Origin of the sequence: Vibrio sp. J2-4 (assembly GCF_021728155.1) — a bacterium.
GTDB lineage: Bacteria > Pseudomonadota > Gammaproteobacteria > Enterobacterales > Vibrionaceae > Vibrio > Vibrio diabolicus.
Window position 1 is genome coordinate 398,730 of the sequence record NZ_JAKKCN010000005.1, and the last position, 21,148, is coordinate 419,877.

Annotated in this window: 9 protein-coding genes; 5 read left to right on the forward strand and 4 right to left on the reverse strand. The window is 44.4% G+C overall.

Features of this window, described 5'->3' with window-relative positions:
• Nucleotides 1-110: 110 nt before the first annotated feature.
• The 3 genes from L3V32_RS19115 to L3V32_RS19125 form a co-directional block, all read right to left on the reverse strand.
• Nucleotides 111-1,406 carry a linear amide C-N hydrolase gene (locus L3V32_RS19115; RefSeq protein ID WP_237284922.1) on the reverse strand — a complete coding sequence of 432 codons (1,296 nt, stop codon included), beginning with the start codon at nt 1,404-1,406 and terminating at the stop codon, nt 111-113.
• 462 nt (nt 1,407-1,868) lie between these two features.
• On the reverse strand, nt 1,869-2,195 hold the full coding sequence (locus L3V32_RS19120) for a hypothetical protein (RefSeq protein WP_237284923.1): 327 nt from the start codon (nt 2,193-2,195) through the stop codon (nt 1,869-1,871).
• A gap of 86 nt (nt 2,196-2,281) precedes the next feature.
• Nucleotides 2,282-3,973, reverse strand: coding sequence for an FAD-binding oxidoreductase (locus tag L3V32_RS19125; RefSeq protein ID WP_237284924.1), 1,692 nt, complete (start codon nt 3,971-3,973; stop codon nt 2,282-2,284).
• A gap of 283 nt (nt 3,974-4,256) precedes the next feature.
• On the opposite strand from L3V32_RS19125, the gene L3V32_RS19130 reads away from it, so the two are divergent.
• The gene (locus tag L3V32_RS19130; protein WP_104972385.1) at nt 4,257-4,730 is read left to right on the forward strand and encodes a DUF1842 domain-containing protein; all 474 of its coding nucleotides are present in this window, start codon (nt 4,257-4,259) and stop codon (nt 4,728-4,730) included.
• Nucleotides 4,731-4,864: 134 nt separating this feature from the next.
• Here L3V32_RS19130 and L3V32_RS19135 read toward each other — a convergent pair whose 3' ends face one another.
• A complete protein-coding gene (locus L3V32_RS19135) occupies nt 4,865-8,038 on the reverse strand; it encodes an AAA family ATPase (RefSeq protein WP_237284925.1) in 3,174 nt (1,057 codons plus the stop codon).
• 869 nt (nt 8,039-8,907) lie between these two features.
• Between L3V32_RS19135 and L3V32_RS19140 the strand changes: the two genes are divergently transcribed.
• From L3V32_RS19140 to L3V32_RS19155, 4 genes are all read left to right on the forward strand, one after another.
• A complete protein-coding gene (locus L3V32_RS19140) occupies nt 8,908-10,206 on the forward strand; it encodes a hypothetical protein (RefSeq protein ID WP_237284926.1) in 1,299 nt (432 codons plus the stop codon).
• Nucleotides 10,207-10,213: 7 nt separating this feature from the next.
• Nucleotides 10,214-11,161: a formyltransferase family protein gene (locus L3V32_RS19145; protein ID WP_237284927.1), complete on the forward strand. Its 948-nt coding sequence runs from the start codon at nt 10,214-10,216 to the stop codon at nt 11,159-11,161.
• Nucleotides 11,162-11,217: 56 nt separating this feature from the next.
• Nucleotides 11,218-11,832, forward strand: coding sequence for a phage tail protein (locus tag L3V32_RS19150; protein WP_237284928.1), 615 nt, complete (start codon nt 11,218-11,220; stop codon nt 11,830-11,832).
• Nucleotides 11,833-11,952: 120 nt separating this feature from the next.
• The gene (locus L3V32_RS19155; protein WP_237284929.1) at nt 11,953-20,667 is read left to right on the forward strand and encodes an Ig-like domain-containing protein; all 8,715 of its coding nucleotides are present in this window, start codon (nt 11,953-11,955) and stop codon (nt 20,665-20,667) included.
• The last annotated feature ends 481 nt before the right edge of the window (nt 20,668-21,148 follow it).

Consider the following 21,148-nt stretch of genomic DNA (forward strand, 5'->3'; position numbering starts at 1 on the left):
TTATATCTATAGCAGATAAAACTATACTATATGCAGCTATGAGCCAGAGTGAGATTGATTTCTTACTCTGGCTTTTTTGCTTCTCATTTGTTTGCGCTTCAAAATTAACTCTAAGCGATTTTAATAGTTGGTCGAGATTCGACTTGTTCAAACGGTAATGATGTTGTAACTGGCATGAGCTGTAAAACGTTTGAAATCTGACAGTCTCTATTTAATCCAATATAGTCTTTGACATTGGCTACTCGCCAAGTCATGTCTCCGTAAGTACGCAGATAGAACGCGGGTGACTGATGACTGTTATGTCTAATAACGCTCCATTGGGTGATATCACTAAAAAAGACTTCAGGGTTATCGGATGTCTCAAACTCATTCGCCATGATGCCCAAAGGTATATCAACGCGATTAAGTAGCTTTTGTCCGAGTGAGAAGGCTTCGTCGAAGTTAGTTGGTTGTTCGCTTAACTGCTTAATTGCATAGGTTTGTACAAATCGAGACGGCGGTGTTGGGTCGGCGGGTAGACCCATCAAGCCAGCGCCATTGATTGATTGAAGTGGGCCAGGCACTTGGACATGACGTTGCATGGTTACTTCATTGTTCGGTTCTGGGTTGTAGTTGCGCAAATTGGAAAAATAAGAGAGGTGATTGACATGCCAATGGTAATTTGGGCAGTTAGTCATTACTCCAACGTAGGAGTGGTCCACAACCACTTTATAATCATCAAAGTCGTATTCGGTACATTGATAGCGTGCTTGCTGATTTTTCTCTTTGCTGAACATATCGCTTTCTTTGAATGCTCGATAGATATGCATATTACCGTTAAGAAACTCAATGACTGCACTGTCATTATTTGCATCGTGAATCACGAAATGCTGGTCCAAAGCCATGTTGTCACTCTCTGTTTCACCAGTTGAAATAGTCGAGTTAAACACGTAAACGGGGTGGGTGGTGAAGTAGGTCACCATCTCGTCCACAGTATTAAACGTAGACAAGATAAAAGTACCAAACAGGCCGCTGCCTAATGCAAAGGCATCATCAGGGATGTGAGAGGTCGATACATTTTGATTGAGAATGGGCAAGTACAGTGACCCAACAGAAAGGCCAGATTCATTAATGCCATCAGCTGTTAAAAGAGGGTTATTATACCGAGTAATGGCGTTGCAGTGGATGAAGCTCAACTCTCCCTGCCAATTTGCTCGAAACTCACATTCTTTACTGTGACGTTTTGGCGGCTGACCATTGAAAACACGGTCGGCTTTTCCGTCGGAAGTAAAGGTCGTAATTTGGTAAGTTTGTTGGGCTCTAAACCAAATCTCGGTCTGAAGGTTAACTGCAAACTCCATGGTTCTAGCGGATAAGGTTTGGTTGTTGCAACCATAATTGATATTCACATCTGTACACATAGCCATGCTTTCCGTTGTTTATCTTGAATGATGCATATCCAAGAAACTCTCTGAATCAAATGCTTAGAGATTACGTGGATATAGAAGGATTGCGCTTTAATAATGGTTTTAGCCATTGAGATAAGCGCATGCTATTAAGTTAAGCATTCAATCAAAAAACGTCAGTAGCAGTTTAGTATCAGTTGATAGCGTTAAAATAAAAAGTGATGTATTAAGTAAAACTCTTTGATCTTAGAACTCAATAATATATTTATTTTTTCAATCCTGGTTACTCTAGATTTAAAGTTGGTTTTAAAAGTGATTTTTATTGATTCGATTATCTTGCAGTGGTGATATAAATTGAGAACATAAAGTTAACAATTTCAGATTATGATTGAAAATGGGGAGAGTCTTCAATCCAAATACCGAGAAATGAAACTGCCCGAGAAGTTGTTTAACAGTCTCGGGCGAAGTGATGAATCGGGGCGGCTATAAAGTTTTCTCACAAGAACCGCTAAGTGGTGGAGATATTTTTAAATTATCATTAAAGATTTCCACAGCGACGGGGCCTTTATTTTCGTCTTTTGCATAGTATGCACAGGATTTGTCCCCAGTATAGGTTTCACCTGCCTTTTTGAAACTGTAGTACCAGGAGTCATGGGTAGCGGCACCGGATTCAAAACTAGCAGATTCAGATTGTTCGCCAGTATTCAAGTCGAAACGGACCTCCATTTCCGGAGAGTCTTTAGGTCTCACATATCCGGTGATTTTATCGCTGGAATTATTTTTAACGTAAAATGAACCCTTAGTTGTCATAATTTTTCCTCTTTTTAATTTCTATACGTGATAGAACGGCCAAATGACGGTCTGTTAATATATGCTTCTTAAGATGCATATTGATGTTAAATGATGGTCTTATTAGTTCTAAGATGATTAAACTTATCCTTAGCGTATTTCTCTTTTATACCGATTAAGTCGAGGTAGCTTCGATCAAAATAAACGCTTGTCGGAATTGCCGGATCTTTAAAGCTGATAAAGGCACCATAGGTTCCCGGTATATCAGCTTCTCTGGCTTTATCAATCCAGTCCATGGCTCTGTTTACATCAACAAGTACTGGGTTATTTTGTAGTTCTAGTTTTTGCTTTATCTCTTCATTCCACCAGGTTTGGTATTGGACTGTATATTGACACTGGCGGTAGGGGAAAGATATGTCTTCAAGGTCGTCTGAGTGATGATAAAAGCCACCAGTGATCGCACCTAAGGTTACGTAACTAAATAGCCCTTGATCGCGGTTTTCTGGCTTTATCAAAGGCGAAGTTAAGCTTTGCAAAAGTGCAGTATAGCCTTCTGCTTTAAGACCTCGCACTGACACCAATCGCGAAGTGATTTTGTGAGGTGCTGGGGCGTCATAATCTGGAGGGAAAGGAGAACCGCTTTGACACAAAGAATCGCGCCCCCATGTGCTCATCAGGGAGTGATCGTATTTCTTCCCGTCAAAATCAGTGCCATGTGCTTCATAGACTTGAACTAAATCAGGGGAGCAGGCGCCAAATTGAACGGCTATAAATTGGTCAAGATCTTGCACTGTTCCTTCCCAGTAACCGTACATAGTGCAGTGATGGCTGATGGTTTCGAGATCACAGTGGTTAGATGATTCAGGCAGAGCATCAATTTGCAAGTTGGTGCCAAGAAGTTTAGGCGTATCTAGGCTTTTTATAGCCTGCTCCCAATTTTTTAGCACATCTATGGTAGGGTGCGTTGGTATTGGCTGAAGCATACCGTTGATTTTTTTGTAAAGGTTCCACTGAAGTTCGAAGCGGTGGATCTCTTTGGGTAAAGGGAATGTTTTTACGCGTAGCTCGGTAACAATGCCATAACTCATGCCTCCGCCGCCTCTTAGTGCCCAAAATAGGTGGGGGTTGGACTCTGCTGAGACTTCTGTGATCGTACCATCACCCAATACCACGGTTGCACTCACTAGGTGCTCACAACACATGCCGTATTTTCGCGTCCAAGGGCCCCATCCTCCGCCTTGAATATAGCCAGTCAACCCAACTGTGGCACAGGTTCCATGCGCAATCATTCGATCATGCTCTGCAAGTTTTGGTGTCAGTTGATAGAAGCGATAGCCAGCACCAATGGTGGCAATATTTTCACACAATTGGAAGGTCTTAATTCTGCTCACGTCAATCAAAATGACGTTGTCACCACTGCATTCACCTGCGTGATCATGCCCTCCTGAGCGAACACGAATCGGGAGACTGAATCGAGTTGCTGTTAGATAGGCTTGCTGAACTTCTTGCGTACTTTCGCACATGACAATGACAAAGGGTTGGTGTTGATAGCGAGTATTGAAGATGAGTGACTCGACTTGATATTGGTTCAAACCAGGAACCGGTGAAACCGTGTTTTCAAGAGGTGTCAGTAGTCGCTCTTTAGGAAAACCGCATTTATCCATTTTCTGAATAAACAGTTTGGCATTATTGATTGAGATTGAGTACGCGTTAAGTACAGCGAGGCGTTGTATTTGAGGGTTAGGGTGCTGTTCTACCACTTGGTTTTCTTTAGTTCCCTGCATCCATTCTTGTTCCATTATTTTTTCCATTTGGCTTATGTATTGAATAGTTGTTTAAATATTAACTAGCATGCATATGTTCGCCATATCAGTTTGGTATCAGTTGTTCTGTACAAATCGCCAAAAGCATCAGCGAGAGAGCAATAATATCTGGTTGATGAAAAGAACGAGCGGCATCTGCGTGACCGTAGATAATTTATGTAGTCAAGTAGATCTGAGCCTAAAGTGATACTGAACTTGAATGACGTGCTATCTACATTGAATGGGTCACTAACGACAATAAATTCAGTTGGAGAACACAATGAAAATGGAATCAAAAGAATCACAAGCAATTTTTACTGCTCATTATCAAATTGGTAACGGCTTACCTGGAGGAGTGAACTTCGATGTTAATCTACTCGTGGCCAGCGAAGACAAATCAATAGTGGGTAAAGGACATATCTTCCAGGCCATTAACCCACCGTTAAATGTGGTGTCTGATCTCAATGGCAGTTTCAACTATCAATGCACGATGCGTGATTGTCATATCATGGTGACGTTGCAGGGCTACCAGCCTTACCTAGGCATTGCTCCTCTAGGAGCAGATCTTCACAACGTAACGCTCAACATCCTACTTAATGATGATTGGAAGTCAGGCGTGGCATTCTATCGATATAAAAATAGTTCAGGTAAATGGGTTGAAGTAGCAAATCAACGCGTTACTCTACTTTTACCTGAGCATGTTCCTAGCATCGAAAACTTTAAGGTGGAGCAAAGTGATCATGCACCAGCATAAATCTAATCAGCGATGACACTGTGCCAAAACACAGATATTCGATGGTTTCGAATATCTGTGTTTGACGAGGTAAATCGAGCAAACAAGATGATTTGACGGTGCAATTAGTCGACTTTCTTCGTTTATTGAATATTTCATGGTTGAGTAGATGTGAAGAGCCAATGGTCGAGCTCATCAACACTTATTTGAGCCTGGTTCAGTTGATGCTTACGCGCGGCCTGATTGAAGTTTAACAACTCAGAGACGGAGCTGGACTGGTCGAGTAAGGCAAGCATCAGATTCGCTTGTTCAATATAAAAATCACCCCATGGATGCGGATCTTCTCGGGTGAAGTTAGCAAGCTTATCGCGATATTTTCGAAGTAGCGTAGGCTGCTTATACTGCCACGCTACTTGGATTCCTTGTTGGTAAAAGCGTAAATAGTTATGACCAACACAGGTAGATTCTAGCCAAGCCTCACCAGTGCGCAAAGCGGAGAGGGCCGTTGATTCATCGCCACAAATAAGTGCCTTGGTAGATACGAGCCAAGGACCAATAAAATTGTGTAGCTTATTGATATGAACAAGCTCTAGAGCCGTGTCGATGTCCGAAAGGGCTTTCTCCTCTTTTCCCTGGTACCAGTGCAATCTTGCACTGGACTCCAAAAGAAAAGCGACAAATCGATGAGCATTAAGCTGTTTTGAAAGTTGCAGAGCGGTCGAGATTTCGTTTTCAGCTTGCACCAATACATTACGGTCGAGAAAGATCCATGCTGCCGTAAGCCTGGAAACAATTTCTGCTCGGCGGTTTGCAGTGAGGTAGGCAAGATTCGAGGCATGCTGAGCCTGTTTTAGTGCTTCGTCAGATTGCAGTTGATAGATCATCACTGTTGCCAGCATGTAGCGATTGGCAGTTTCAATCGAAAGCAACTGATGCTCTTCACACAGTTGCAAACACTCGGTTAAGTGCTCGTATGAGCGAGCCATTTTTCCTTGTGCGTAGGCACAATCACCGAGGCCGCCAAGCGATTTTGCTTTCGCGCGAAAACAGTTTGCTCGCTGACTGTAATCTAATGCAAGTAAATGTTCTTTCTCACATTCGTCTAGCTGCCCAGTAGGGAACAGCATATTACCTCTCATCGAGTGGATTTCACACAAAGATTTATTTAACGTCAGCTTTTCGCACAGGGCTTGGGCTTGGTCTAAAATCGACATCGCTTGTACAAAGTTGTCGGTTAAGCGGTAGGGGTTAATGAGGTCTAAATAGTATTGAACACGTTCAGGATCATTTTCTGTGTGATGAACCGCTTGCTCAAGAACCTCAATACTCTCTTTGATGCGTCCCATCGAATACAGGCAGTTTCCTTTCATATTTAGTGCATACGCCATCTGTTCTTTAGGTGACTCTTTAATAGCGTACTCAATAAGAGTCAGTGCTTTTTCAAACTGATAATTACTCAGGTAATGTTTGGCGGTCTGTTCAAGAACAGTAAATACACCTTCGACCTTGGCATGATTAATATGGACGGCATATAAGAATCGATCTCGGTTCTCATACCATTTTGCGCAGGCCATGTGTATTTTGGAACACTGTGACTTGTCTATTTGACGGAAAACAGCATTGCAAATCAAATCATGATGGAAAAGGTATTGATCGCCATTGAGTTTTACTAAGCCAGCGTCGACTAACTTATCTGGTACGTAGCCGGGAATTCGAGTGATTTCACGCAGTTGCTCCAGTTGAAAGCACTGCCCCAACACAGAGGCAGTACAGAGTGCTTGGCGATCTTGGGCTGGAAGTTGAGCTAATTGTATCGAAACTAAATGTTCCAATGACTCCGGAACGTCTTTATCAAACTGAGAGCAAAGCAGTGTTTGGCGCAAGTATAGAGGATGGCCTTTCGCAAGCTTTATACAGTTATTGATATGTTTATTCTGTTGGCATGTTATTGAGCAAGCTAACTCGTAAGACTCTTCAGATGATAACTCCCTAAGTTCGATTAGATTCACGTTGGCAAACCAAGATTGTTTGGAACTAAGTCGTTTTTGCTGCCTAAACGTCAGAAAGAGTAAAATATTGGTTTTTGTGATATGAGGTAGCAGTGTCTCAAGAAATGCCAACATTACTTCGTCGGCCCAATGGACATCTTCAACAATAACCAAATGCGGTTTGCTGGTCTGCCGTTGTTGAATTAAGAAAGGGATAGATTGCTCTATCGTTTGTTTCAGCGTTTGGAACTCCATTAAGTTCAGCAACTGCTTTTCTGATTCGTTGAGTGTTACCCCCATTAACCAATAAAGGCAGAGGTGGAAAGAAGAGGGAATTGATGACTCGACAGTTTGCTGACGAATAGAATCATCGGTATCTTCACGAGTAAATGAACAAATTGCCCGAGTGAATATATTTTGAGGGGACAAGAGATCAGCACTACCATGATTCAGGATTTGAATCTCTGTGGTTAAACACGAGGATCGATTCAAAGACGCAATGACCTGGTTGAGTAGGCTGGTCTTTCCTATCCCTGCGGTACCAGTAATACAATACGTTTGGCCTGCTTCTTGTTTTTGCCATCGCTTGATTCCGCTATTTAATGTTTCTAGTTCAAGTTTACGCCCTACAAAACAGTCAGTATAGCTTTGGTGTAAGGATACAAGATGCCAGTTGTTGAAGTCTGGCTCTCCTGTTAGAAACGGTTTTATTGGTCTGGCACAATTGGACGAGATAAAGCAAGGACAAGCAGCTATTTCTCCCCAAGGGATTTTAACTAGGATTTCATTGATTGGGGTTATCGCATTCGGATGTTCCGATAGCTCAGTGACTCGATGCTTGTATTTCACATTGATAAAAGACCGAATCGAAGCCGAAAGAGCAACCTGTAATTGAAGGGCTAGTTGTCGAATTCGTTCAAAAACATATTCGTCCGATTCCTGTATAGACCAAGTAAGAACAAACGTCCGGTTTTGTATTATGGGTGTAGTGTTTTGGCTGAAAAGTAATGTTTGCAGAGTCTTTACGGTCAAATCACACTTTGCTTCGATTGCAAAAATAAAAAAATATGGTGGTGATGAAGACACATTTGTAAGTAATGGTTCTGAGGCGCGATCTATTAAGAGGTCCTCTACGGGGACAGAAAAGTATTCCGCGAGATTGGATGCGGTACGATACAGCACATTCGCCCCAGACTCTGCTCGCTTTATGGAAGCAATAGATACGACAAAACCCTGTTGAAAGCATTCTTCCGCCAGTCTTTCTTGGCTCAGTCCTAATTTCTTTCTCAGTTCTTTGAGTCGTAATACGTTGAGTGGAATTCTTCCATCCCTATTTGCCATATTTCACTCCGTTGTAACGTATAGCTTTTCCCAGTAAACCTGAATCGATTGGATATGTTGAGTGAATAAATTTATCTTATTTCACTACATATAATACTAGTAGTTAAAATGTTATATACGAAAATGAAATGGGCATTTTAATCTTCAAACTACCTCAATTCATTGTTGTATTAGTGGTGTTTTTGTTATTAATAATTTTGATAATTATTGTTGTGAATTCATGTTTTTCTTAATAAGTTTTTTGAAATATCTTTAAATGTATATCTTTTAAAAGATTGCACACCTTTAACTTATATTGGTTTATATTAAACTTTAACAATTAAATTCTTTAATTTTAAAGATATAAATTGACAATTTTATTTTTAGTGTTTTTTTAATTTCTATTCTGGCGAGTTAAGTTTTTCTAGTCTATAAATTAAACATCGGCGCTTTCTAAATAACTGCCGATAAAAATAATTTTAATTTCAATATTATAAATAGTTGGCTTTATACAATGGATATTGGCTTTTTCTGCCTGTTAAAAGGATTTCATATTACACCACACTTGAATGCCGCGCTTACCTCTATCAAGGAGACTGCGTGGCTGCCACATGTCAAACGATCTTGTTATCGAGGGGATTGGCAAGCGCTTGCTTTAGAAGAATCCTATCGAAAGGCCTATTACCCTAACTATTTACTACTCTCTGAATTTCCAGAATTGGAACTGTTTTTATCTCAATTTTTCTGCCCAATTTTGTCAGTACGGTTTATGAAATTAGATCCGTGAGCTCAGATATTATAACGCCGAGCTTATGGCGTATGTTTTTCTCAAGTACAGGCTTGTTTACATCATTAACAACTGCTACAGCGGCAATTGAGGTTCATAAATTATGCAAAAGGGCTCACCTATAGAATTCTACCAGCAACGTCCTCAATCTCGTGAGACGGTCGGTATTGAAGAAGTGCAGCAACAAACTCAACAGTTTGGTTTTGCTGAACCCGAAATGGATGAGCTGCTTAAGTACTCATTACGGACTCAACTTGAGGCTATGCTCCAAAACCAACTCAGCACGGCTGAACGCCAACGGCAACTGAAAGAGAGTTTCGCTGCGGCTGTTGAGCTCGTATTGAAGGAGACGAAAGTTGAGCACCGAACACTGGTGCAAGCCTTTCAGAGCATGTATGGCAACGCTTGCCAATCTCTTTCTCTGGCTAAACTCACTCAAGAGGAACTGACCCGACAGTACATTTCCACATCTGGGCTGGTGATGTCTCCACTTAACTGTAAACACACCATCAAAGATGTGTACCGAATTAAAGGCTTTGCGTGTGGTACAAACAAAGCTATCCAACAAATGCTTGCCAACAAGCCACAGGTTAAAGTGCTTTATCCAGCTTGCGGCCCCTTTGCACCGTTGCTGCTGCCTTTACTTACTCACTACAAACAAAGTGATCGGATTAGCGCAGAGCAGCTTCAGGTGACACTAGTAGATATTCACCCCGGAGCGATTAAAGCACTCAATCAATTGATCGCGGATCTCGATATCGCAGACTACATTGAAGCCTTAGTGGAAGAAGATGCTACCCAATTTTCGCCAACTCAAACGTTTGATCTCCTGATACTTGAAGCGATGCAGCATGGCTTTAGTCGGGAAGGGTTCCTCAGCATCGCGAAACATTTGGTTCAATATTTACATATTCAAGGCGAAATGATCCCCAATCAGGTATCTGTGCGCGCCATGATGGTCATCGGGGAGACGGAATTTAATCAACAATGGGAAAAAGCAGAGTATGCACATTCCAACCATTGCCAGCCGGAAGCTATAGATGATCGAATTGATCTGGGAGAAATTCTTAACGTCAATAAAGCCATGTTGCTCAGAAGCGAGATTTTTGAGCTAGATGGTGGAATAAAAATGCTGCAAGGCAACACCATTGAGCTGCCGAAAGATGTGCCAGATATGGCAAAACGTATCCTGGCCATTTACAGCCATATCGATACTTACGGAGATGCGATGGTCGGACAATACGACTCTGGTATTACCCATCCTAAACCCGACATGACTTTTTATGTGGATGCCAAGCCCAAAGCTGTTGAACACCATTACTTTGAAGCGAAGGGAGGGGGTAAGGTCAGTTTCTATTATCAGTTAACCGGATTGCCAGGTTTTGTCGCCACCCATGGATGATTTCGATATGCAGCAAAAATACGTCGTTTTTACAGGAAGTTGTTACGCCTTGCCCATCATTCAGTTGTTGGCACAACAGCATAAATTGGCGGGCGTGGTAGTACCGGAAGGAGAACTAAATCCTGACTTACAGCAGCTACAGAGCTATCTGAGCGCTCAATCGATTCATATTGCTCAGTATACCGCCAATGACAGCAGTGCTTTGATAGCGCAACTCGATGCTTGGCGAGTCACGGATGGCGTCATCTATTTGTTCAGGCACATAGTTCATTCCTCGCTGTGTCAGTTTTTCAACGGAAACTTGTACAACATTCATCCGGGAAAGCTGCCCGAGTATCGAGGCCCGATGCCTCTCTATTGGCAATTAAGAGACGGTTTAGACACCTTTAGCCTCACCCTGCATCGTCTTGAGGCATCGGCTGATTCTGGCGCTATAGGAATGGAGTTAGAGGTACCATTTCACCCGTTTGAGACCTTAACCAGTGCTCAGCAAAAAGCGTCACAAATGACGGCTAAGCTGATGTATGACTTCCTCATCGCGCAACAAAAGAAAGGGCTGGTTTGGCGTGAGCAAGTATCAAACCTCAACGAAGTGGCACGAGCAGTAAACCAACATGATCTGCACATTCGTTGGAACGTGCAAACGAGTCGCGAAATCGTCAATTTAGTGCGAGCAGGCAATCATAACTTCGGTGGTGCGATGTTGAGCTTGCCAAATGGTGTCGCCAATGTTTTGCAAGCAAGCGCAATGGAGACTTCTTTAGTCGGTGTTGAGGCGGGGAGCATTCTCGAGATCAGCCCACAGCATGGGTTACAAGTGAAAACGTTAGATAGCGCCATATCAATAGATGTTATTGCTACACAGCAAGGCGTGTTTTCGGGTTATCGCTACGCGCAAATGGCTGGGCTGGACGCTGGGATGTCATTGCTTCAGCACGCTTCAGCCTGCGAGTAAAGATTACGTTATGGGTTGGTTTTAACTTAAGTGTATACGTTAAAAGGAAGAACAGTATGGCTACAGAACCGTATCTTGGGACACTAACCGCATTTGGCGGCAATTTTGCAATTAGAAATTGGGCAATGTGCTCGGGGCAAATACAGGCAATTGAAGATAATCCAGCACTCTTCTCTCTAGTTAGCACTCTATACGGAGGTGACGCCCGAACTACCTTTGGTTTACCTGATTTGCGTGGCCGCAGTCCAGTTGGTGTAGGCACACGACCTGGGGGGATGGATTATCATCAGGGAGAAAGATTGGGTACTGAACTGGTAACTATTGATATAACCCAAATGCCAGCACACTTACATACGGCAATTTTTACCCCTCTTGGCACTTCTGCACCTGTAACAGGCAGGATGCAGGTTGCTACCAATGCTGCAAATACGCAGGTACCCGAAAGTAATTCGTATATAGCGCAAAATTCTACCCCTGGGTTCTATAAACCGACGTTTCAGCAACCAGATTTGACTGAGATCGAAGGCTTAAGTGTGTCTGGTGGTGGCTCGGAAGGAGGTACTGTAACTGTGACTGAAACTGGCGGTTCAGAGCCACTTAATATTTTGAGCCCGGTATTGCCGATTAATTGGTTAATTGCCACTGCGGGAGTATACCCACCGCGCAGCTAATCAACCAAGAAAGAATTGGCTGAAACTTTCGCTAATCCTTTCTTATAAAAAAATTAAATATTTAAGTTGATTATGATAACCCGGCTATGTTGATAAGGCCGTCATCTTCAGGAGAGGAAAATGAGATTACGTCGTCAGGTAGCGATCGCAATTACAACAGCATGGGTGTCCTCAGCGTTTTTTTCCGGTGAAGCCTGGGCCGCACAGCAAACGATTAACTACTCTAATGGTTCAGGTTCCAATTTTAGTGAGGTGGAGACAGGCGTCACTGGGGGTATGCCCTCGGTCACTCTTACCAATGCAGGTGCTGTGTCTATGGTATTAGATGCCGGCAATAGCACTGATAGCACTCCGTTTACTGGCCTAAATGACCTCGGGTTTGTAGCTGGTGTTTTTTTCTCAAATACCATGATTAATGAGTTCAACAATCGTGGCTTCCGCTTTTTTGAGAGATCAAGTACTAACTTCAGTTTCGACGAAATTACCTTTATGCAGGGGTCGGCCCGAGACTCAGATAAAACGTATCAACTTGTGTTAACTGGCTTCTCTAATAATACTCAAACAGTGACCGAAACTGTCACCTTGCCAAAAGGTGGTGAAGCAAACTCAGGGTTACAGGATTTGTTTACCCTGACCCGTGGTACAGACTTTACTGATTCTGCATGGCAGGACGTTGATACAGTGACTATGGCGTTTACCCGAAGTCCGGGTGCTGACTCTCGTTATCTTATCAAAAGTATCAAGATTGATGACGCTGCGGTTTCAGACTCGATCGCGCCTACTTTTGTCAGTGCGAGCTCAACCCCCACTGATGATGCAACCAATGTTTCTGTTAGCAACAACATCGAGATTGCCTTTGATGAGAATATTGAGCTGAAGAGCGGCAATATTACCATTCGTAATGTTACAGACAGTCGCGATTTTGAAGTATTTAATGTTGCCACCGAAAGCGATGGCACAACAACTTCACCAGGCGCTGGCCGCATCAGTGTTACCAACGATAAAGTTTACTTAAACCCAACCAGTGATCTGATAGGAAACCGGACTTACGCCATTCATATTGAATCTAGTGCCGTGGCTGACACCGCAAATAATAGCTTTTCTGGGATCAGCGATGATGCAACATTTAACTTTACTACGGTCGATACCACGCCAAATGCGCCATCTACACCCGATTTAGATGCTAGTTCGGATACCGGATCATTAAATACTGATAATATTACCAGTGACGCTACTCCAACGTTTAGTGGGATTTCTGAGAGTGGATCGATCGTTACTTTATACAGTGATCAAGTCGGTGGAGGTGTAACGGTTATTGGCACAGGCACTGCTACTGGAGGAAACTGGCAGATAACAACCAATGAGTTGGCGTCTGGTATTACACATGCAATAAGTGCTAAAGCGTCAGATAGCGATGATAATGTTAGCTCGGCATCCAACGCGTTAAGTGTCACCATTGATACAATAGCACCATCCGCAGTGAGCATTACCACGCCGATTGAGACTGACAGTATCGTCAACGCTGCAGAAGACAACGATGTGCTGATCGCTGGCTCCGGCGCGGAAGCAGGTAACAGTGTGACCGTGACTATCACAGACAATAACAGCTCTGTCAGTCGTACGGTGACGGCCGACAACTCAGGCAACTGGACGTTGAGCGGCAGCGAGCTGGATATCAGTGGCCTGAACAATGGTACCCTGACTGTGTCTGCAACCCAAGCTGATATAGCAGGTAATATCTCCACCGCAGCCACACAGAGCATTACCCTGGACAATGCAGCCCCATCAGCAGTGACCATCACCACGCCGATTGAAACCGATGGTATTGTCAATGCAGCGGAAGATAATGATGTGCTGATTGCCGGTTCCGGCACGGAAGCAGGCAACAGCGTGACCGTGACTATCACGGACAATAACAGCTCTGTCAGTCGTACGGTGACGGCCGACAACTCAGGCAACTGGACGTTGAGCGGCAGCGAGCTTGATGTAAGTGCGTTTAACAACGGCACCCTGACGGTGTCTGTAACCCAAGCGGATACCGCAGGTAATACTTCCACCGCAGCCACGCAGAGCATTACCCTGGATAACGCCGCACCATCAGCTGTGACCATCACTACGCCGATTGAAACTGATGGCATCGTCAATGCGGCAGAAGACAACGACGTGCTGATTGTTGGCTCCGGCGCGGAAGCAGGCAATAGCGTGACCGTGACCATCACGGACTACAGCAATTATGCCAGTCGTACGGTGACGGCCGACAACTCAGGCAACTGGACGTTGAGCGGCAGTGAGCTTGATGTAAGTGCGTTTAACAACGGCACCCTGACGGTCGCGGCTAGCCAGAGCGATGCTGCGGGCAACACCTCCAGTGCAGCTAGCAAAACATTTACGTTAGATAACGTGCAGCCAACTGTTTCTTTGAGCAGCTCAGACCTCGATTTGATCTCTGGCGAAATGGCGAGTGTCACGTTCACCTTAAGTGAGTCATCAAGTGACTTTGCTGAGTCAGATGTCACCGTCACTGGCGGCAGTTTGTCCAACTTTGCGGGCAGTGGTAGCAGCTACACGGCGACCTTTACACCAACGGAAGAGAGTGTGGCGAGCGGCACCATTGATGTTGCCACAGGCACATTTACCGATGCCTCTGGTAACAGCAATAGCGCAGCAACACCACTTTCCATCAGCGTCGATACTGTGCTTCCAACCGTCAGTATCACTAGCTCCAGTTCTGCGCTGAAAGCGGGTGAAACGGCAACACTCACGTTTACCTTGAGTGAAGCCGCCACTGATTTTGCCGAAGCCGATGTGACCGTTGCTGGCGGAACTCTTTCTAACTTTGCGGGCAGTGGCACCAGTTACACGGCTACCTTTACACCTGCAGAAGAAAGCACTGAGGATGCAACTATTAATGTTGCAGCAGAGCAATTTAGCGACGCTGCAGGTAACCTCAATACCGCAGCGACTCAGTTGTTGATCTCAGTGGATACGGGGATCCCGACTGGACATAGCATCAGCATTGATCAGGAGAGCATTAACAAAACCAACGAACAGGCGATGAGCTTTACCTTCGCAGCAGCTGAAGTGAACGCGATGTTCACTTATCGCGTGACCGACGGTACCACGACCATTGACGGCGCTAGTCAAACAATCTCCTCGGAGACCATGCAAGTAACGGGCATTGACGTCACTGGTTTGCAAGAGGGGACGTTGACAGTAAGCGTGGTGGTAACCGATGCCGCAGGCAACGCATCTGATGCAGTGACGGATACGGTGACTAAACGCTACGATGTCGCGCCAACGGCAGTTGATGATAGCTTCTCGACTGAGGAAGATACGGCGAAACAGTTTGATCTGTTAGCCAACGATTCCGATATAAATGATGACATGGTCGCTTCTTCTGCAACGGTTAAAACGCAACCAATTAAAGGTCAGGTGTCGATCAGCAACGGCGTTGTTACCTATACGCCAAATAGTAATGAGACAGGCACGGATAGCTTTACCTATACCGTGAAAGATGCCTTGTTACAGGAGTCACAAGACGCGACAGTAACCGTCACTATCAAAGCTATAAATGATGCGCCAGTCGCGAAAGCGCTGACCATTAACACTGACGAAGATACCGCAAGCGCAGCAGTCACCGCGCGCAGTCAAGCGAAGGATGTTGAAGATGGCATCCCAACGGGTGATTTAGCGTTAGTTAGTTTGCCTCAAAAAGGACAAGTCGCCATTGATCAAGCTGTAGGCACTTTTGTATATACGCCGAATGCGAATGAAAATGGTAGCGACAGTTTTACTTACACGATCACAGACAGTGAAGGCGGCGTTTCTCTTGCGGCCACGGTCAGCGTCAATATCGGTTCCGTCAATGACTCACCAGTGGCGGAGGCAGACAGTTTTACCTTGGATGAAGATGTCACATCGACACTCGATGTTTTAAGTAACGACAGTGATATTGAAGATGGGTCATTCACCGCGAGTAGTATTACCCTACAAGATCTTGGTCAAGGAGAGGGGGGATACAGTTTTGCCACGGTCAGTGTCAATGCCGATGGGACCTTAAAGATTGTGCCAACAGCGAACGTTAATGGTCAACATAGCTTTACCTACACGTTAACCGATAGTGGTCAAGCAGTCTCCGTGCCAGCAACCGTCACGCTCAATATTACGCCAGTGAATGATGCCCCCGTTGCTGTTGATAACAGTGCACAACTACTGGAGGGAGGCTCCTTTGAAGTCAACGTATTAGGCAATGATAGTGATGCCGATGCTGGAGACAGTTTTGAACTCACTAGTGTCACAGTCGTCGATACGCCAGCATATGGCAGTGTGAACGTGACGGCGTCAGGAGCGATTGTTTACAACCCCAATGAGAACTACTTCGGTGAAGACAGCTTCACCTATACGGTGGCAGACTTAGCAGGTGCTGTATCTAACGTCGCAACAGTGACCATGACGGTAACACCAGTCAACGACGCACCAATGGCGCAAGCACAGTCACAAACGCTTGATGAAGACAATAGTTTGGTGATCACGCTGGTTGGTTCAGATATTGATAACGATGATGACACTCTGCAGTATCTTATCACTGAGCAAGTCAGTCATGGCGTGCTAGAGCAGTTGACCAATAATGGTTGGCGCTATACACCAGAAGCGAACTTCAATGGCTCCGACTTCTTCTTGTTCAAGGTCAACGACGGTGATCTAGACTCGACAGAGGTTCGTGTCGATTTGACGGTTAATCCAGTCAACGATACACCAACCGCGACCGATATCAGTGCTACGGGAGAGGAAGAGATACCGCTGACCATTACTTTAAATGGTAACGATGCAGAAGGCTCATCTTTGAGCTATCAAATTGTAACATCGCCAGTCAACGGTAATGTTACCGTCACAGGCAATCACGCGGTTTATACGGGTAACAGTAACTTCTTTGGTCAGGACAGTTTCACTTACAGCGTAAGTGACGGAGAACTTACCTCTGGAGTGGCGTTAGTGACCATCACGGTGAATAACGTTAATGACTCGCCAGTGATTACGGGTACCCCATCGGCGCAAGTTGATGAAGATAGTGTGTATCAGTTTGTGCCCGCGGCATTGGACGATGACCCAGCGGATACTCTGACCTACTTGATAGCTAACAAGCCACCTTGGGCTACATTTGACAAGACAACAGGAGCACTTTCTGGCACGCCAAGTAACAGTGATGTGGGGACTTATCCAGATATCGTGATTAGCGTATCCGATGGCACAATTTCTTCCTCATTGTCAGCGTTTTCGATTACTGTGAATAACGTTAACGATGCACCCGTTATATCTGGCTCACCAGCAACACAAGTGAATGAAGACAGCACCTATCTGTTCACGCCACAAGTGTCAGATGTTGACAGCCAAGCCTTCACCTTCAGTATCGTGAACAAGCCATCTTGGGCTAGCTTTGATGCATCAACAGGCACGCTCAGTGGTACACCAGATAATGGTGATGTTGGCAAATATCAGGGCATTGTTATCTCGGTTTCTGATGGTCTCACGACCACAATGCTCAATAGATTCAGTATTGTTGTTAACAATGTCAATGACGCGCCAGTGATCAGTGGCACTCCTGCTCTTACTGTCAACGAAGGCAGTACGTATCGCTTTGCGCTGCAGGCATCGGATGTTGATAGTAGTAGCTTGAGCTTTTCAATCCGCAATAAACCATCATGGGCAACCTTTGATAGAGCTACTGGGTTGCTAAGTGGTACGCCGGAAAATGAGCATGTTGGCAGCACCAATAATATTGTTATTAGTGTCTCTGACGGTGAGTTAAGCGCTTCTCTAGCAGCGTTTAGCATCACGGTAATCAACGTCAATGATGAACCAATGGCAGTTAATGATACCTATGTCTTTACCGAGAGTAACGATGGTAGCTACTTATTGGATGTACTCAGCAACGACAGCGATATTGATCTAGACACATTACAACTGGAATGGGTTAAACCTACATCTGGAACGGCAACGATTGTGGGCAGTCAAATCCAATTGGCAACGACCTCAATTGGTACAGTGACAGTGCAATACAGTGTGAAAGATGGTAATGGAGGAAAGGCCACCGCGAAAGCAATCGTGACAATTAAAAGTGCGAAATTGGACGCACCAACAATAACCGCACCTTCAGATATCGAAGTGAACGCAAGTTCGCTCTTTACTAAAGTTGCATTAGGCTCTGCCGTGGCCCGAGATAGTACAGGCAAGCTATTACCTGTTTCATTGGTCGACAGCACGACCTTCTTCCGACCTGGAACTAATACGGTCTATTGGCGTACTCAAGACTCTGATGGAAACGTCGCTGAGGCTAGTCAAACGGTAACAGTGTATCCACTGATAAGTATCTCCAAAGATGCGCAAACCACGGAAGGCACCAACCATAGCGTAACGATACACCTTAACGGCCCTTCGCCGAGTTACCCAGTAGTCGTACCTTACACGGTTTCAGGAAGCACAGACAGTGATGACCACACACTCACCTCTGGCGAAGTGGTGATAACTAGTGGTACCGAAGGCAAACTTTCGTTCGAACTACTTAATGATGGACAAAGTGAAGGCGTTGAAACCTTAGTGATTGATTTGGACAGCACCCTTAATCTAGGTAGTAAGCGTCGTTACACCTTGACAATCTTTGAAGAGAATGTGGCTCCGAAGGTCTCGGTAAGTGTATCTCAGGCGGGGGAGCAGCGGAGCCAAATTGAAAATGGTGTTGAACCGGTCACAATCACAAGCAGTGTTAATGATGCAAATATGTCAGATATACACAGTTTCAGATGGAGTAGTGATAGCGATGTACTTAACCAAGCGATTGCGGGGCAGATGTACAGCGAAACATTGACTTTCTCTCCGCAATTACTGAGTTCAGCGATTTACAATTTGCAATTGACAGTTACTGACAATGGCACTCCACCATTATCAGTGACACGGAATGTCTATTTAGAAGTGGTACAAACATTGGCGGAGCTCGGAAGTGAAGATAGTGATGGCGACTTAATCCCGGATGATCAAGAAGGTCATAATGATAGTGATGGTGATGGCATTCCTGACTATCTTGACGCAATTTCTGACTGTAACGTAATTCAACAGGTTGTGTCAGAAAAAGATCGCTTCCTCATTGAGGGGCAGCCAGGTGTCTGTTTACGCAAAGGAATAACCATTCTGACTAACACAACAGGAGGAGCTTTATTGCTAGATGAGGAGCTTCCTAAAGATATCAACATGAAGAGCATCGGGGGAATCTTTGATTTTGTAGTAACTAATTTGCCGCTGCCCGGCCAAAGCTATCAATTAGTTTTGCCTCAGCGTTTACCTGTTCCAGCAAATGCAGTGTACCGAAAGTATAACGCTGAACAGGGGTGGATAGACTTTATTGAGGATGCTCAAAACACAGTTTCTTCTAGTGCTGGCGAGGCTGGTTATTGTCCGCCACCAGGGCACAGTTCATGGTCACAGGGTCTGACTGAAGGTGACTGGTGTGTACAACTTACCATTGAAGACGGTGGTCCGAACGATGATGACGGATTGGCTAATGGCAGTGTCGTTGACCCTGGCGTCGTTGCCGCTCGTGTAAACAATAATGCACTCCCTCAAGCGATTGACGACAATGCGTTTGTTAGTCTCAATGGTACGGTGACGCTCGATGTATTGAGCAATGATACCGATGCTGATGGTGATGGGCTGAAGGTAAGTCGCGCTTCTGTAGATATTGGTAGTGTTAGTGTGGTTGATAATAAACTAAGTTATGTCACTCAACCACAGTACTACGGGGAGGCTTTGATCACTTATAGCGTAACGGATGGTAATGGTGGAACGGGATCGGCGAAGGTGACGGTGAATGTGGTAAACAGTCAGAATCCGAATGCGGTGGACTATAATATTACCACCGATGATCGTACCCCTGTCACGGTTTATGTCCTTGCTAACGATACCGATCCGGATAACGACACATTGAAGTTGGTTTCAGTCCAAGCGCAGTATGGGCAGGTGGTCATGAATGCAGATCAGAGCGTGACCTATACCCCTACCTCAGGGTTTGAAGGCAATGATGTGTTGACATATATCATTCAAGATAGCCAAGGCCTGCAAGACACAGGGAAAGTTATAGTGACAGTTAAGTTGGTAAGAGATGTAAAGGTTGAAAATACTTCAGCAGGATCATTGGGTAGCATAGTGTTGATGCTTTTGATTTTGTTAGGAGCCATGAAACGTTATGGAAGAAACAGCGCTCTAGCACTAATTGCTGTGTTTAGTTTTAGTAGTCAAGCGGGTTGGTATGTTGATGTTCAAATGGGGTCAAGCCATGCAGATGAGCGTGATGCTGTTAAAGGTGATAACGTAATTTCTACTGACAACACCGGGCTCTACCGTTCTATCGGGTTTGGATATACTTTTTCTGAGCAATGGTCAGGAACTATTCGTTATATAGATATGGGTGAAGGTAGTGCAACATTGCGTAGTGCGACTACTTCACCAGAAGACTATCACACCAGTGTCGCATCTATAGCACCACTCCTTGTTAAGGGCATAGGCTTCGACATCGGTTATAAGTTCTGGCAATACAATTCATGGTCCGCAAAACTGAGTTTAGGGGGCTTGTTCTGGGATACCGATATTGAAAGTACGTATCAAGGCAGCAAGATAACGACGGAAGTGGATGGTTTTGATGGATATATTGGTGCAGAAGTTGGCTACAACCTCTCAGATAATTGGGAGATCGGTGTCCAAGGCGCTCGTTATTTTTTACATGAAAATGATGTTGATATAATTGCGCTACAACTTCGTTATTTTTTTGAGCCGTTATCAGTGTATTAATTTATGGTTTGGTATTTTTCGATAATTTGTATCCCAAGTGATCATGAAGCGGTATGGTAAATCACTGGAGATTAATGTCGTGATTGTGCTCTTTATTATGTAGATCAATAGTCCATGAAAAATCCTTAATTATCTTGAAGTCTTTTCTTCTTTAACATCTAGGGAAAGATAGTGATTGATAGAGTGTTAAGCAGAACTTACTATCCGTTCGATATTAGAAAAATAAGGTTCATTGAATACTAGATGTGAACTTAAAAGAAGATGATTTGCGTAATAGGGTTGCAGGTGGCGCTGAAAATGTCAGCGTGATACGTCGCTTTACTTTGAACCTAGTACGTTTACAGTCGAAGAAATATAGTTTTGGGGCTGAAGCAAACCAAGCGGGTTAGAGCGACACAATTCGTAGTGAACCCTTATTGAGTTGAAAAGCGTTCCAAGCTCGCAGTTGCCCCTGACTCTGCTGGTGATAACACGACGATAA

Bases quoted from the DNA above. Each gene is read 5' to 3' on its own strand.
- L3V32_RS19120 (WP_237284923.1), bottom strand. From the start codon at position 2,195: ATGACAACTAAGGGTTCATTTTACGTTAAAAATAATTCCAGCGATAAA.
- L3V32_RS19155 (WP_237284929.1), top strand. From the start codon at position 11,953: ATGAGATTACGTCGTCAGGTAGCGATCGCAATTACAACAGCATGGGTG.
- L3V32_RS19150 (WP_237284928.1), top strand. From the start codon at position 11,218: ATGGCTACAGAACCGTATCTTGGGACACTAACCGCATTTGGCGGCAAT.
- L3V32_RS19140 (WP_237284926.1), top strand. From the start codon at position 8,908: ATGCAAAAGGGCTCACCTATAGAATTCTACCAGCAACGTCCTCAATCT.
- L3V32_RS19145 (WP_237284927.1), top strand. From the start codon at position 10,214: ATGCAGCAAAAATACGTCGTTTTTACAGGAAGTTGTTACGCCTTGCCC.
- L3V32_RS19130 (WP_104972385.1), top strand. From the start codon at position 4,257: ATGAAAATGGAATCAAAAGAATCACAAGCAATTTTTACTGCTCATTAT.
- L3V32_RS19125 (WP_237284924.1), bottom strand. From the start codon at position 3,973: ATGGAACAAGAATGGATGCAGGGAACTAAAGAAAACCAAGTGGTAGAA.
- L3V32_RS19115 (WP_237284922.1), bottom strand. From the start codon at position 1,406: ATGGCTATGTGTACAGATGTGAATATCAATTATGGTTGCAACAACCAA.
- L3V32_RS19135 (WP_237284925.1), bottom strand. From the start codon at position 8,038: ATGGCAAATAGGGATGGAAGAATTCCACTCAACGTATTACGACTCAAA.